This is a genomic window from Jiangella asiatica (genome assembly GCF_004349065.1).
In the GTDB taxonomy this organism is placed as follows: domain Bacteria; phylum Actinomycetota; class Actinomycetes; order Jiangellales; family Jiangellaceae; genus Jiangella; species Jiangella asiatica.
The window spans coordinates 18,847-31,532 of the sequence record NZ_SMKZ01000022.1; the positions used below are offsets into that span (position 1 = coordinate 18,847).

The following is a 12,686-nucleotide window of genomic DNA, read 5'->3' on the forward strand; positions in this document are numbered from 1 at the left end:
AGAGCCTACGGTCCGGCGGTGAAGGCGCAGAACTCGTTGCCCTCGGGGTCGGCCATCACGTGCCAGGAGACGTCGCCGCCCGGCTCGCGCAGTACCCGGGCCCCTCGGGCCGTGAGCAGCGCGACGTCGGCAACGGTGACGTCCCAGTGCACGCGGTTCTTGGTGGTCTTGGGCTCGGGCACCGGGACGAAGCAGAGGTAGTCGAACGGCAGCACGCCGCCGCCCTCCAGCGCGGCGAAGTGCCCCTTGGGCTCCCGCTCGGCGACCAGGCCGAACAGCTGCGCCCACCAGTCGGCCTGGGCGTACGGGTCGGCGCAGTCGACCACCACCTCGTAGAGCCGGCCCGGCAGGGAGGCGCGCGCGGGGCGGACGAAGGCGCAGAACTCGCCGCCCTCGGGGTCGGCCATGACGTACCAGGAGATCTCCTCGTCCGGCTGTCGCAGCACGGTGGCGCCGATGGACAGCAGACCGTCGATGTCGCCGACGTCGACGTCGAGGTGCACGCGGTTCTTCGCCGACTTCGGCTCCGGCACCGCGTCGACCCAGACCTGCTCGGCTTCTGCTTCGCCCACCAGGTGCGTAGGATCGTCAGCGTCTGGCCGGCGGCCGAGAGCCGTCGACCAGAACTCGGCAAGTCGGGACTGGTCGCTCGCGTCAAGGCAGAGTGCGTGCCAGGTGGCGACGGGTGGCTGGCTCATTCCGGCAACGCTAGCCGAGGGCACCGACAAGCCATCCGGACCGCTGCGGCAGGTGGACACGAGACGACCATGAGCACCTTGGACGCACCGCCCGATGACCAATTGTGGTCCCGGGCCCGCCGGGGCGACCCGGCCGCGTTCGGTGAGCTGTTCACCCGTCACTCCACCGTGGTCTACAACTACTGCTTCCGCCTCACCGGAAGCTGGAAGACCGCGGAGGACCTCACGTCCGTGGTGTTCCTCGAGGCATGGCGCCGGCGCGAGGACGTCACCGTCGAGGCCGGCGCGTTCGTGCCGTGGCTGCTCGGCCTCGCCTCGAAGGTGGCCCGCAACAGCACCCGGGCGGTGCGGCGCCACCGACGGCTGCTGGCCAAGCTACCGCCGGCGGTCATCGAGGGCCGGGCCGGCGACGACGACCAGCCGTCCACCGCCCGCGACGGCGCCGGCCCGGACGCGCCGGACCCGGCCGATCCCGATCACCCCGACGGCGTCGACCACGCCCACGGTGTAGGCGAGGCGCCCGACACCGCCGACTCCGAGCGGCGCATGAAGCAGATCCTGCGCGTCTTCCGCCGCCTGCCCAAGCAGGAGCAGGAGGTCCTCGCTCTGTGCGTCTGGGGCGAGCGCACCTACGCCGAGGCCGCTGTCGCCCTGGGCATTCCTGTCGGCACCGTGCGGTCGCGGCTGGCCCGAGCCCGCGCGCACATGGAGCGGATGACCGAGGCCGCCGCCGCGAAGAGCCGCGGCACCCAGACACCACCGGGCACCAGAACCGAAGGGGCGCACCACCGATGAGTCCGATCAGCTCGAACCTCGCGTTCGACGTACCACCGCGGCGCGAGCTCCCACCGCAGCGCCGTGAGGCGATCCGGCGGCTGCTGGAGGAGACCGTCGCGCGCGGTGTGGTCCCGCCCCGCCCGCGCCGCACCCGCCAGCTGGTCTGGCCGGCCGCCGGCATCGCGGCGGCGTCGGCGGTGGCCGCGGCGGTGCTCGTCGTCGCCGACCCTGGCACTCCCGGCAGCGACGTCGTCCACGCCGCGACCCCGCCGGTGCTCGCCGCGGAGCTGAGCGTCGGGCAGCCGGCCGGGCCGCAGCTGCGCGAGCTGGCGGCCGCCGCCTCCGGAACGGAGTCCGATGACGTGGAGCCGGGCGGCGCGGAGCCGGGCGGCGCACCCGCCGACACGACGGTGCGGACGGAGAGCTGGCTGCTGGCCGTCACCGTCGACGGCGGCACGGAGGACGCCGCGGGCCCCGCCGAGGGCGCCGCACCGGACGTCGGCGAGGCCGCGGGCGTCCCGGCCGAGGGCGCGGCCACCCTCGGCTACGGCGCCGAGACAGGCACCGAGGTCGTCACGTCCGCCGTCGTGCCCGTCATCAGTGAGCGGACGTTTCGCGAGGACGGCTCGATCCACCTGCGCGAGGAACACGGCCAGCCCCGGTTCCCGAACGAGGAGTGGGACGAGTCGGACGTCCCTGCCGGTGCTGGCGAGGTGCTCGTCGACCAGACCTTCCCGGTCGGCGAGCTGCCGTCGGCCTATCCGGCGCAGCTGTCGGCCGACCCGGTCGTGCTGCGTGACCAGCTGTTGACGGTCTGGCCGGAGGCCGACGACCCCGCGGCCGCGCTGTTCCAGGCGGTCCGTGAGGTGTACGGCGAGCGAGCGCTCGGGCCCGCGGTGCAGGCGGCGACCCTGGCCATGCTCGCCAGCGAGCCCGGCGTGGTGGCGCTGGGCGAGATGACCGACCGCAGCGGCCGGGACGCGGTCGCGTTCGGCACCGACAGCGACGACTCCGGGCTCGACCGGCGCCACGTCCTGCTCGTCGATCCCGAGTCCGGCCGCATGCTCGGCTACGAAGAGGTGCTCACCGGCGACGTCGGTGCCCTCGACGTCGAGGCACCGGCGGTCGCCGCCTACGACACCTTCCACTGACCGATCACCACATGATCATCAACCGGTGGCGACCTTAAGTACGTCGCCAACCGTTGATGATCACGGGCGGCCGACCCAGGCTCGATGCGCGACGGCGGCCGCCTCGCCACGGCCGGACACGCCCAGCTTGGTCAGGATGTTCGACACGTGCACGCTGGCGGTCTTGGCGCTGATGAACAGCTCCTCGCCGATCTGGCGGTTGCTTCGGCCGGCGGCGACGAGCCGCAGCACCTCGTGTTCGCGTTGGGTCAGCGCCGCGAGCAAGCCGTCGCCGTCGCCGTCCGCCGCGCCGGCGGGTACCAGCCGGGCACGACGGCGAAGGTCGTCGATCCAGCCGCGCACGAGTGCGGCGCCGAGCTCGTCGGCGTCGCCGGCGGCCTGGGTCAGCGTCGTCGCGGCGGCGTCGCGCTCTCCCGTCGCGATCTGTGCCTCACCCAGCCGGTAGCCCGCGTACGGCCGCAGGTAGACCGGGCCGCCCGCGGTCGCGACGGCGTCGAGCACGCGCCGCCAGGCGTCCGGCGCGGGTCCGTGCAGGCCGGCCAGGTGGGCCTCGACGACGGAGCGCCACAGCGGCACCGGCCCCCAGCCCTCGAGCTCGTCCATCCGGCTGCGCAGCCAGGCGACCTCGGTGGCCACATCACCGTCAGAACCGGAGCCGGCGGCTGCGTCGACGTCCCCGGAGCTTCCGGCAGGTTGGCCGCCCCACAGACGCGTCTCCAGCGCCCACGCGGCCGTGGCCAGCAGCGGCTGGTCGTAGCCGGGCTGCGGCCGCGGTGACGCCTCGACGGCGGCCGTGACCTCCGCCCACGCCTGGCCGGGCTCGCCGCGGACGATGGCGACCTCGGCCCAGGTCTTGGCGAGCGCCAGCACGTACTGCGGACCGGGTTGCCGGCCGGCCTCGCGGGTGCGGATGTCGTCGGCCAGTCGCGTCGCGGTCTCGACGTCGCCCTGCCACAGCGAGAGCCAGGCCCTCAGCCGCAGCATCTGCCACGCGTGCCGGCCCGGCGGGTCGAGCTCGATGGCGCGGTCGATCAACTGCCCGGCCGTGCTCCAGTCGCCCAGCGCCAGCAGCGGTTCGGCCGCGTTGCCGGTGAGCATGGAGCCCAGGGTGCGGGCCAGGCCGACCTCGCGGGTGCGGTCGATGCCGTCGCGGGCTACCTCGGCGGCCTCGGCATACCGGCCGAGCAGGTGCAGCGAGTCGGACAGGTTGATGTGATAGCTCATGAGGCGCTCGGGGAGGCCGGCGGCGAGGTCGCGGCAGGCTCGCAGGATGGCGATGCCCTCGTCGGTCCGGCCCAGGCTCACCAGACAGGGGCCGAGCACCACCTCGGCCCGGAACTCCGCCTCGGCCTCGCCGGTGGCCCGGGCCATGGCCGCGGCCTCCTGGGACACCTCGGCGGCCTCGTCGGTGCGGCCCTCCATCATCAGCCGGGAGCCCAGCTTCTGCAGCAGCCGGGCTCGTTGCGGCGTGGGCGGCTGCGCCGGGACGAGGTCGAGTGCCCGCCGGATGAGCTCGATCCCGCCGGGGCGGCCGAGGTCGCCGAGCAGGGTGGCCCGGAACGCCAGCAGCCGGGCCAGCCGTGGTGCGTCCACGTCCGGCCGGGAGGACGCCTCTGACCGGGACTCCGCCTCGGACAGCGCGGCGTCGACGAGCGCCAGCGCGCGGTCGATCTCGCCGGCGTTGGTTGCGGCCGAGCCGGCGCGTGCCAGCAGCTCGACGTGGTCGATGCCAGCCTTCACCTCGGGGTCACGTACCTGGTCCCACAGCTCCAGCGCGCGTTCGAGGTTGCGCTGGGTCTCGGCGTACGCGACGGTGGCCCGTGACTCCGCGGCGGCTGCCAGCGAGGCGACGAACGCCCTCTCCTGTTCGTGCGCGCAAAACCAGTGATGGGCGACCTCGGCCATGACGGCACGGCCGGGCCGGGCGCTCTCGTCGGCCCACTGCTCCAGCGTCGCGGCGTAGCGCGAGTGCAGCCGGCCGTGCTCACCGGGCAGCAGGTCGCCGTGGACGACCTCACGGACCAGCGCGTGCCGGAACGCGTAGCCGTCGCCGTCGACCCGCAGCAGGTTCGCAGAGACGCCCTCGCGCAGGCTCGCGTCCAGCGCGTCGGGGTCGAGATCGCTGACGGCGGCGAGCAGCTCGTGGTCGACGCGGGTGCGGCCGACGGCGAGCAGCCGGATCAGCTGCTGGGCGTCGGGCGACAGCGCCTCGACCCGCACCAGCAGCAGGTCGCGCAGCGACTCCGGCAGTTCGGCGCCGGCCTCCAGCCCGGCGAGCTGCTCGACGAGGAACGGTACACCTTCGCTGCGTGCGTGGATGCGCCGGACGGTGCCGCGGTCCGGTGGCGCCCCGACGAGTGCGGTCAGCTGTTCGCCGACCTCGTTCGCGGTGAGCCGCGGCAGCTCGATGCGGTGCACGGTGCGGACCCGCTCCAGCTCGGCCAGCATCGTCCGCAGCGGATGCTTCCGCCCCATCTCGTCGCTGCGGTAGGTTCCGACCAGCAGCACCCGGGCGGTGGTGAGGGCGCGGACGACGAACTGCAGCAGCTGGCGGGTGGACTGGTCGGCCCAGTGGAGGTCCTCGACGACCAGCACCAGCGGTTGGTCGGCCGCGACCTGCTCCAGCAGGCCGGTGACCGCTTCGAACAGCCGGCCCTGGCTGCCGGGGGCGTCGCCGGCGTCGATGCCGAGTTCGGGCAGGAGGCCGGCCAGCGCGCCCCGTCCGGGCCCGGCGACCTCGAGCAGTCTCGCCGTGCCGACCTGCCCGGCCAGCTCGCGCAACGCGCCCGCCACCGGCGCGTAGGGGCTGGCCGCGCCGATGTCGACGCACTGCCCGACGATGACGCGCGCGCCCCGGCGAACCGCGTCGTCGGCGAACTCCGTGACCAGCCGGGTCTTGCCGACGCCCGCCTCGCCGCCGAGCACCACGGTGACCGTGGCGCCGCCGGCGGCGGAGGCGAGCGCGGCCCGCAGCTCGGCGAGCTGGGCCGCCCGGCCGACCATGACCGGGCTGTGGGCTGCCGATGTCACGGGTCCATCCTGCTACGTCTCGGTCCGTCAGCCCACGTCCGGCGCGCTCCGGTGTCGTCATGAGACGCGGCGAGGGCCCGGCGCCTGTCGGCTGCCGGGCCCTCGGGATGCGTGCTGTCACACCGCGTGGCGGCCTCGCTGGCGCCGCACGGAACCCCGCAGGAGCCCGGTGGAGCGCCGGGTGGCGTCCCGCTGGCCGTCGGCGGCTCGCTTCGTAGCGCGGAGCGCGGTCCGGGCCAGCCGGTCGGCGGCTGCCTCGGCCCGAAGCTGCGTCGCACGCTCGTCGTGGATGATCTGGGCGAGGTACTCGCTGGACATGGCCGGACCTCTTTCGTGGAACCTGCTTCATATGACATAGATGAGTGTGATCCGTAAGGGGTGGTCGCCACATTGGGCGAGTACCGCATCTTCGCTGCTGAGCGGCACCTTAGAAGCGCTGTGCGGGCTGCTCGGATCCGCATAAGGACCCCCTACGGGCACCTCAGGCCGGCACCGACGGCCTCAGAACCCGCGCGGTATGGGTGGTGAATGCAGGCCGCCTCGAGCCCGCTCAGGCCAGGCCGCGCAGCGGCGCGGCGGGCGGCCGGTCGCCGCGGATCGAGGCCACCATGTCCAGCACCTGCCGGGTGGCGGCGACGTCGTGGGCGCGGAACACCCGGGCGCCGTGCCAGGCGGAGACGGCGGTCGCGGCCAGCGTGCCGGCCAGGCGCTCGCTGACTGGCAGGTCCAGCGTCTCGCCGACGAAGTCCTTGCGCGACAGGCTGACGAGCACCGGCCAGCCGGTTGCCACCAGCTCGTCCAGACGCCGGGTCAGCTCCAGCGAGTGGTACGTGTTCTTGCCGAAGTCGTGCGTCGGGTCGATGACGATGCTCTGGCTCGGCACGCCCAGGCCGACCGCCCGCTCGGCCAGCGCGACCGTGGTGGCGAGCACATCGGCGACCACGTCGTCGTAGCTGACACGGTGTGGGAGGGTGCGCGGGCGCATGCCGCCGGTATGGCTGCAGACGAGACCGGCGCCGTGCTCGGCCGCCACCGCCGCGACCTCGGGGTCCGAGCCGGCCCAGGTGTCGTTGATTAGGTCGGCGCCGGCCCGGCACAGCGCGTCCGCGGTGCCGGCCCGGTAGGTGTCGACACTGACGACGACGTGCGGGTAGCGCTCCCGGATCGCGCTGACCAGCCCGGCCGTGCGGTCGATCTCCTCGGCTTGGCTCACCGGTTCGCCGGCGCCGGCCTTGACCCCGCCGACGTCGACGATGTCCGCGCCCTCCGCGACCACCTCCTCGACCCGCCGCCAGGCCCGCTCGAAGGCGAACGTCGCACCCTGGTCGTAGAAGGAGTCCGGCGTGCGGTTGACGATGGCCATGACGGCGAATCGGCCGGCCTCGAACGTCGACCGGCCCAAGTGTAGGGACCCCACGGGTCAAGCCTCGCACGCGCCGGCGTACGGGGTGAGGTGGAGGCGCGGCGCGGGCGTGGCACGATCGGGTGTCATGGTCGTCGTCTTCGTCGTCCTCGCCGCGGTCGTGCTGTTCGCCGCCGTCATGGTGGTGCTCGGGCGAGGCGACCTCCTGGAGCCTGACGTCCCGCTCGGCACCGAGCGGCTGCTGCCCGATGGTGCGGTCGGCGCCGACGACGTCAACGGCGTGCGGTTCGCGGTGGTCCAGCGCGGCTACCGCATGGACCAGGTCGACAGCGTCCTCGACCGGCTCGAGGGCGAGCTGGACTGGCGCGACCGGCGCATCGCGGAGCTGGAGTCGCGGCTGCCGGGCCTCCGGCCGGCGGGTGCCGCTCCGCCGCCGGGGCCGGCCGCCGGGATGCCACTGCCGCGGCGTCGCCCGGTCCCGCCCGGTGCACCTCCTGGTACGTCGCCCGGCGCGTCGTCGGGCGCACCCGGCGCCACCGCCGCGCCGGGCGAATGAGCGGCGGGTGCCGGTGAGCGCCGTCGTCCGGGTCACGCGGACCGTGCCGGCCGCCGCCGACCACGTCTGGCAGGTGCTGACCGACTGGTCGGCCCAAAGCGACTGGATACCGCTGACCCGGGTGCGAACGACAGGCGACGGGCTCGGGCACGAGGTCGGCGGCCGGATCGAGGCATGGACCGGCGTTGGCCGGGTCGGCTTCCTCGACACCATGGTCGTGACGGCATGGGAGCCGCCGCGGCGCTGCGAGGTCATGCACACCGGCCGGCTGGTCCGCGGTCCGGGGCTTTTCGCCGTCACCGCGCTGGGCGAGCGGCATGCCGTCGTGACCTGGGAGGAACGGCTGGACCTGCCGCTGGGCCGGCTCGGGAGGGCGGGGTGGCCGCTGGTCCGGCCGCTGGTGCGTGCCGGGCTCGGGCTGGCGCTGCGCAGGTTCGAGGCGTACGCCGTGCGGCGGTTGCCGGCGGCATGACCAGACCTGCCTCAGCGGGCGACGCAGCCGGCGAGGTGGTCGTTGACCAGGCCGGCCGCCTGCATGGTGGCATACGCCGTCGTCGGGCCGACGAAGACGAACCCGCGCTTCTTGAGTGCCTTGGCCAGCGCCACCGACTCCGGGGTGGTGGCCGGGACGTCGGCCAGCGAGGCCGGCACCGGGCAGGCGGCGGGATCGGGCGCGAAGGACCAGACCAGCCGGTCCAGCGCGCCGTCGCCGTCGGCGTCGCGCAGCGCGACCAGTGCCTTCGCGTTGGTGATGGCGGCGGCGATCTTGGCGCGGTTGCGGACGATACGTGCGTCCTGCATGAGCCGTTCGGCGTCGGCCTCGTCGTAGCCGGCCACGACGTCGGCGTCGAAGCCGGCGAAGGCCGCCCGGAACCCGTCACGCTTGCGCAGGATGGTGATCCACGACAGACCCGACTGGAAGCCCTCGAGCGTCAGCCGCTCGTAGAGCGCGGCGTCGCCGTGCACCGGGCGGCCCCACTCGGTGTCGTGGTAGTCGAGGTAGTCCGGCGTGCTCATGCCCCACGGACAGCGCGGCTCGCCGTCCGGCCCGGCGACGAGGTCAGCGGCCACGGAACACCGGCTCCTGCTTGGCCAGGAACGCCCGGACGGCGTCGAGGTGGTCGGCGGACTCGCCGGTGCGCTGCATCATCCGCGCCTCGTGCTCCAGTGACTCGTCGAGCTCGTGGGTGGCCGAGAACTCCAGCGCCTGGCGCAGCGCCGCATAAGCCAACGTGGGACCGGCCGCCAGCCGCCGGGCCATCTCCAGCGCCCGCGGCAGGACGTCGGCGGCCGGGACGACCTCGGTGGCCAGGCCGAGCCGCTGCGCGTCGGCGGCGGAGACCGTGCCGGGCAGGAACAGCAGCTCGCGTGCCTTGGCCCAGCCGACCAGCCGCGGCAGCGTCCACGACGACCCTGTGTCGGACGACAGCCCGATGGCGGCGAAGGCGAGATTGAAGCCGGCGGTGTCGGCGACGATGCGCAGGTCGCAGGCGAACGCGTACGACGCCCCCGCGCCGGCGGCGACCCCGTTGACCGCTGCGACCACCGGCTTGGGCATGGCGAGCAGCGCACGGACCGTGGGGTTGTAGTGCTCGCGGACGGTGCGGGCGAGCCCGGAGTCGCCGGCCTCGAGCGCCTTCGCGTGCTCCTTGAGGTCCTGCCCGACGCAGAACGCCTTGCCGGCACCGGTGAGCACCACGGCCCGGACCGCGGTGTCGTCGGCGGCGGACACGACGATGTCGCGCAGCGCGTCCTTGGTGGCGGTGTCGAGGCTGTTCATCGCCTCCGGCCGGTTCAGGGTGATGAGGCCGACGCCGTCGTCGACCTCGTAGCGCACCGGGGTCACAGGTCACCTTTCGTGGTCGGGACCGCCGTGGCCTGGCCGCCGGTGGCCAGGCAGGCGTCGACGAAGCGCGCGGCGGCGGGCTGCAGCCGGGCGGCGTGCTGGTCGAAGAACGAGGCGGCGTCGTCGCCTGGCCACGCCGCGGGCAGCAGCTCGCGCGGCAGCCCGGGGTCGGTGAACAGGAACTTGCGCCACTCGTGGACGAGCCGGCTGCGCACCGCGAACGCCTGCTCGTCGCTGGGCTGCTCCGGCACCGACGACAGCAGATTCCGGGCGTCGGACAGCCAGCGCAGGTACGAGCGACCGACGGCGTCGAGGTCCCAGGCGCGGCGCACCAGCTCGGCGTCGTCGCCCTGGTGCCGGGCGCTGAACCGCTCGGCCCGCAGGCCTTCGGCCTCGAGCAGCGAGGCCAGCTCCGGTGAGGGGCGGGCGGCGATCCAGGTGCCGTCGCCGACGGGCGCGTAGCCCAGGTAGGCCAGGCCGTTGCGCAGCCGCTCCCGCGCGGCCCGCTGTGCCGAGCGTTCGGGGACGACGACGTGCCAGCGGCCGTCCCACCTGCCGCGACCGTCGGTGCGGTAGATGCGGCTGGCGGCTTCCTCCAGCCGGTGGTCGGCCCGGTCGGTCAGCGCGTAGCCGGACGCGCCGTCGATGCGGACCGGGCGGAGCCAACCCTGCTTGACCATGCGCGATACGGCGGTACGAACCGCCGGCGCGGCGATGCCCAGCGGCGACAGCAGCAGGACCAGCGCGGCGACCCTGGCCCGGCCGCCGCGTGAGCGCAGGTGATCGCCGTAGAGGTCGAACAGGGCGGATCTGGCGTTCACAACTCCACATCCTGCCAGGCCGGTGCGACAGCCTCCGACGGCGTGCGGTGTCAGGACAAACCGACGGCGGTCTCCCCGCGGCGACCAACATGCGGGATAATGACCTCCATCGTGACGCACACGGTCGTGCCTCCCTGGCAAATCAGGGGGTTCGTGTGCGCGCCTGAAGAAGGAAAGGGGTGCGCGGATGGCGGCGATGAAGCCGCGGACTGGCGATGGGCCGCTCGAGGTCACCAAGGAGGGGCGCGGCATCGTCATGCGTGTCCCGATCGAGGGTGGCGGTCGTCTGGTCGTCGAGCTCACGGCTGACGAGGCCGGCGCGCTGGGTGATGCGTTGAAGGATGTTGTCGGCTGACGTGTCGCTGCCGTGAGCATTGCATAGGTGCCCTCGTCCGGCGCCGCGAGGTGCTGGGCGGGGGCATTACTCTGCCCCGGTGGGTTCTGTTTGACGTGTGACGAGGAGTTCGCGTGTCAGGTGAGAGAACGATCCGGCCGACCGAGGTCGTGACCGATGCCCGGTTGCTGCTGGACGCCGAGTGCGGCGTGGTCGCGCTTGCCGTCTGGCCGGGGTCTGCCGGCGACGACGCCCGCGACGACGTCGACGGCGGCGACGAGCGCGCCGCCGGTGCCGGGCCGTGGATCGGGCCGGGCGGCGCAGAGGTCACCGAGTCGCTGGGCCTGGACCTGTTCGCCGCGCTGGAGCGTGAGCGGGCCACCGGCAAGGCGGGCGAGGTCGTCTCCGTCCCGGTCTTCGGCGCGGGCCGGGGCGCGGCCAGCGTGGACGGCGAGGTCGACGTCACCCTGGTGCTGCTGGTCGGGCTCGGTGACGGCTCGGTCGCGGCACATCGTCGCGCCGGCGCGGCGCTGGCCCGGGCCGCCCGCGGGATCGACCGGCTGGCCAGCACCGTCACGCTGACGTCCGACGATGCCGCGCTGCGCGCGTTCGTCGAGGGCGCGGTGCTCGCCACGTACGCGCTCGGCGGATTCCGCACCAAGCCGGTCGACGACGCCCGGGCGCCGCTGGGCACGCTGGCGCTGGCCGGCGACGGCGCCCGCGACGAGGTCGTGGCCACCGCGGTCACCATCGCGCTGGCCAGCTGGACCGCCCGCGACCTCGCGCAGACGCCGTCCAACGTCAAGGACCCGGAGTGGCTGGCCGGCCGGGCGCGACAGCTCGGCGCCGAGCATCGCCTCGACGTCCGCGTTCGCGACGAGAAGGCACTGGCCGACGAGGGCTTCGGCGGCATCCTCGCGGTCGGCATGGGCTCGGTCCGCCCGCCCCGCCTCATCGCGATGCGTTACGAGCCGCCGAAGGCCGACCGGCGCACGCCGCACGTCGTCCTCGTCGGCAAGGGCATCACGTACGACACCGGCGGGCTGTCGCTCAAGCCGCGCGAGGGCATGGTGCCCATGAAGACCGACATGACCGGCGGCGCCGTCGTCATGGGCGTCCTGGCCGCCGTGCGCGAGCTGGGCGTCGAGGTCCGCGTGACGGGCCTGGTGGCCGCCGCCGAGAACATGCCCGGCGCCGCGGCACAGCGCCCCAGCGACGTCATCACCCAGTACGACGGCACCACGGTCGAGGTGCTGAACACCGACGCCGAGGGCCGGCTGGTGCTGGCCGACGCCATCGCCTACGCGGTCGCGGAGCTGGAGCCCACCGTCGTGGTCGACGTCGCCACCCTCACCGGCGCGGCGACGACGGCGCTGGGTCGCGGCATCGGCGCCCTGTACTCCGCGGACGACGCGCTGGCGGGCGCGCTGCGCGACGCCGGCGAGGCGGCGGGCGAGCGACTGTGGCGGATGCCCCTGGTCGACGACTACCGGTACGCGCTGGACTCCGCCATCGCCGACATCGCACACATCGAGACGACGAAAGTGGGCGGTGGTTCCATCACCGCGGCGCTGTTCCTGCAGCGGTTCGTCCGCGACGTCCCCTGGGCGCACCTCGACATCGCCGGCCCGGCACGCGCGGAGTCCGACAAGAACGAGCTGGTCAAGGGCGGCACCGGGTTCGGCGTGCGCGCCCTGCTGTACTGGCTCGAGGCCGGCGCGCCGGTCACCTGACCACGTCGTCGATGGAGGACACCATGTACGGACTGTCGGTTCGCTGGTCGCTGGCCGAAGCGCCGGCCGACGTGGACGAGGCGCTGCGCGAGTACGTGCACGGCACGTCGCTGGAGCGGTTCGGCGCGATGGAGGGGTTGCGGTTCAAGACCTGGCGGACCCGGCCGGGCGAGTGGTTCGAGGGCACCTACGTCTTCGAGAACGCCGCCGCGCGCGACGAGTTCGCCGCGTCGTTCGCGAGGACCGCCGCCGACTCCCCGGGCTCGAAGATCATCGGGTCCGCACCGGTGCTGCAGGAGACGTTCGACGTGGTCGCGATCGCGGAGGGCAGGGCCGGCTTCACCGCCGGGCCCGGTCCGAGCTGACACTGCGGGGAG

14 protein-coding genes are annotated in these 12,686 nt (G+C 74.0%); 7 read left to right on the forward strand and 7 right to left on the reverse strand.

Annotated elements, in window-relative coordinates:
• Positions 1-5: 5 nt before the first annotated feature.
• Positions 6-698 (reverse strand): VOC family protein, encoded by a 693-nt coding sequence (locus E1269_RS16300; RefSeq protein ID WP_162606446.1) that lies wholly within the window; start codon positions 696-698, stop codon positions 6-8.
• 69 nt (positions 699-767) lie between these two features.
• Between E1269_RS16300 and E1269_RS16305 the strand changes: the two genes are divergently transcribed.
• Together E1269_RS16305 and E1269_RS16310 are read left to right on the forward strand one after the other, a co-directional pair.
• Complete coding sequence (locus E1269_RS16305) at positions 768-1,493, forward strand: RNA polymerase sigma factor (protein WP_131896362.1); 726 nt, start codon at positions 768-770, stop codon at positions 1,491-1,493.
• The gene (locus E1269_RS16310; protein WP_131896364.1) at positions 1,490-2,626 is read left to right on the forward strand and encodes a hypothetical protein; all 1,137 of its coding nucleotides are present in this window, start codon (positions 1,490-1,492) and stop codon (positions 2,624-2,626) included. Before E1269_RS16305 ends, E1269_RS16310 begins: the two co-directional genes overlap by 4 nt.
• Before the next feature lie 60 nt (positions 2,627-2,686).
• Here the strand turns inward: E1269_RS16310 and E1269_RS33845 are convergent, their stop codons facing one another.
• The 3 genes from E1269_RS33845 to folP form a co-directional block, all read right to left on the reverse strand.
• Positions 2,687-5,656: a helix-turn-helix transcriptional regulator gene (locus E1269_RS33845; RefSeq protein WP_131896366.1), complete on the reverse strand. Its 2,970-nt coding sequence runs from the start codon at positions 5,654-5,656 to the stop codon at positions 2,687-2,689.
• A 117-nt stretch (positions 5,657-5,773) separates the two neighbouring features.
• Complete coding sequence (locus tag E1269_RS16320) at positions 5,774-5,974, reverse strand: hypothetical protein (RefSeq protein ID WP_131896368.1); 201 nt, start codon at positions 5,972-5,974, stop codon at positions 5,774-5,776.
• A gap of 232 nt (positions 5,975-6,206) precedes the next feature.
• Positions 6,207-7,019, reverse strand: coding sequence for a dihydropteroate synthase (gene folP, locus E1269_RS16325; RefSeq protein WP_131896370.1), 813 nt, complete (start codon positions 7,017-7,019; stop codon positions 6,207-6,209).
• A gap of 127 nt (positions 7,020-7,146) precedes the next feature.
• On the opposite strand from folP, the gene E1269_RS16330 reads away from it, so the two are divergent.
• Positions 7,147-7,575 carry a DivIVA domain-containing protein gene (locus E1269_RS16330; RefSeq protein WP_162606447.1) on the forward strand — a complete coding sequence of 143 codons (429 nt, stop codon included), beginning with the start codon at positions 7,147-7,149 and terminating at the stop codon, positions 7,573-7,575.
• A 13-nt stretch (positions 7,576-7,588) separates the two neighbouring features.
• Positions 7,589-8,047: an SRPBCC family protein gene (locus E1269_RS32930; protein ID WP_203433728.1), complete on the forward strand. Its 459-nt coding sequence runs from the start codon at positions 7,589-7,591 to the stop codon at positions 8,045-8,047.
• 11 nt (positions 8,048-8,058) lie between these two features.
• Here the strand turns inward: E1269_RS32930 and E1269_RS16340 are convergent, their stop codons facing one another.
• The 3 genes from E1269_RS16340 to E1269_RS16350 are packed head-to-tail and all read right to left on the reverse strand — an operon-like array spanning position 8,059 to position 10,242.
• Positions 8,059-8,592 carry a DNA-3-methyladenine glycosylase I gene (locus tag E1269_RS16340; protein WP_131896485.1) on the reverse strand — a complete coding sequence of 178 codons (534 nt, stop codon included), beginning with the start codon at positions 8,590-8,592 and terminating at the stop codon, positions 8,059-8,061.
• Positions 8,593-8,635: 43 nt separating this feature from the next.
• The gene (locus E1269_RS16345) at positions 8,636-9,421 is read right to left on the reverse strand and encodes an enoyl-CoA hydratase-related protein (protein ID WP_239000921.1); all 786 of its coding nucleotides are present in this window, start codon (positions 9,419-9,421) and stop codon (positions 8,636-8,638) included.
• Positions 9,418-10,242, reverse strand: coding sequence for a PaaX family transcriptional regulator (locus E1269_RS16350; protein ID WP_131896376.1), 825 nt, complete (start codon positions 10,240-10,242; stop codon positions 9,418-9,420). The genes E1269_RS16345 and E1269_RS16350 overlap by 4 nt, the downstream gene beginning before the upstream one ends.
• 187 nt (positions 10,243-10,429) lie before the next feature.
• Here E1269_RS16350 and E1269_RS16355 point away from each other — a divergent pair, with 187 nt between their 5' ends.
• The 3 genes from E1269_RS16355 to E1269_RS16365 all read left to right on the forward strand — a co-directional run bounded on the left by E1269_RS16355 (position 10,430) and on the right by E1269_RS16365 (position 12,674).
• Positions 10,430-10,597, forward strand: a complete 168-nt coding sequence (locus tag E1269_RS16355) for a DUF3117 domain-containing protein (RefSeq protein WP_069114398.1) — start codon at positions 10,430-10,432, stop codon at positions 10,595-10,597.
• A 113-nt stretch (positions 10,598-10,710) separates the two neighbouring features.
• Positions 10,711-12,309, forward strand: a complete 1,599-nt coding sequence (locus tag E1269_RS16360; RefSeq protein ID WP_203433730.1) for a leucyl aminopeptidase — start codon at positions 10,711-10,713, stop codon at positions 12,307-12,309.
• Between the two features lie 23 nt (positions 12,310-12,332).
• Positions 12,333-12,674 carry a hypothetical protein gene (locus E1269_RS16365; protein ID WP_131896378.1) on the forward strand — a complete coding sequence of 114 codons (342 nt, stop codon included), beginning with the start codon at positions 12,333-12,335 and terminating at the stop codon, positions 12,672-12,674.
• The last annotated feature ends 12 nt before the right edge of the window (positions 12,675-12,686 follow it).

What these genes read in the sequence shown, in the direction of transcription:
- E1269_RS16300 (WP_162606446.1), bottom strand. Translation starts at nt 698, where the DNA reads ATGAGCCAGCCACCCGTCGCCACCTGGCACGCACTCTGCCTTGACGCG.
- E1269_RS16305 (WP_131896362.1), top strand. Translation starts at nt 768, where the DNA reads ATGAGCACCTTGGACGCACCGCCCGATGACCAATTGTGGTCCCGGGCC.
- E1269_RS16310 (WP_131896364.1), top strand. Translation starts at nt 1,490, where the DNA reads ATGAGTCCGATCAGCTCGAACCTCGCGTTCGACGTACCACCGCGGCGC.
- E1269_RS16320 (WP_131896368.1), bottom strand. Translation starts at nt 5,974, where the DNA reads ATGTCCAGCGAGTACCTCGCCCAGATCATCCACGACGAGCGTGCGACG.
- folP (WP_131896370.1), bottom strand. Translation starts at nt 7,019, where the DNA reads ATGGCCATCGTCAACCGCACGCCGGACTCCTTCTACGACCAGGGTGCG.
- E1269_RS16330 (WP_162606447.1), top strand. Translation starts at nt 7,147, where the DNA reads ATGGTCGTCGTCTTCGTCGTCCTCGCCGCGGTCGTGCTGTTCGCCGCC.
- E1269_RS16340 (WP_131896485.1), bottom strand. Translation starts at nt 8,592, where the DNA reads ATGAGCACGCCGGACTACCTCGACTACCACGACACCGAGTGGGGCCGC.
- E1269_RS16355 (WP_069114398.1), top strand. Translation starts at nt 10,430, where the DNA reads ATGGCGGCGATGAAGCCGCGGACTGGCGATGGGCCGCTCGAGGTCACC.
- E1269_RS16365 (WP_131896378.1), top strand. Translation starts at nt 12,333, where the DNA reads ATGTACGGACTGTCGGTTCGCTGGTCGCTGGCCGAAGCGCCGGCCGAC.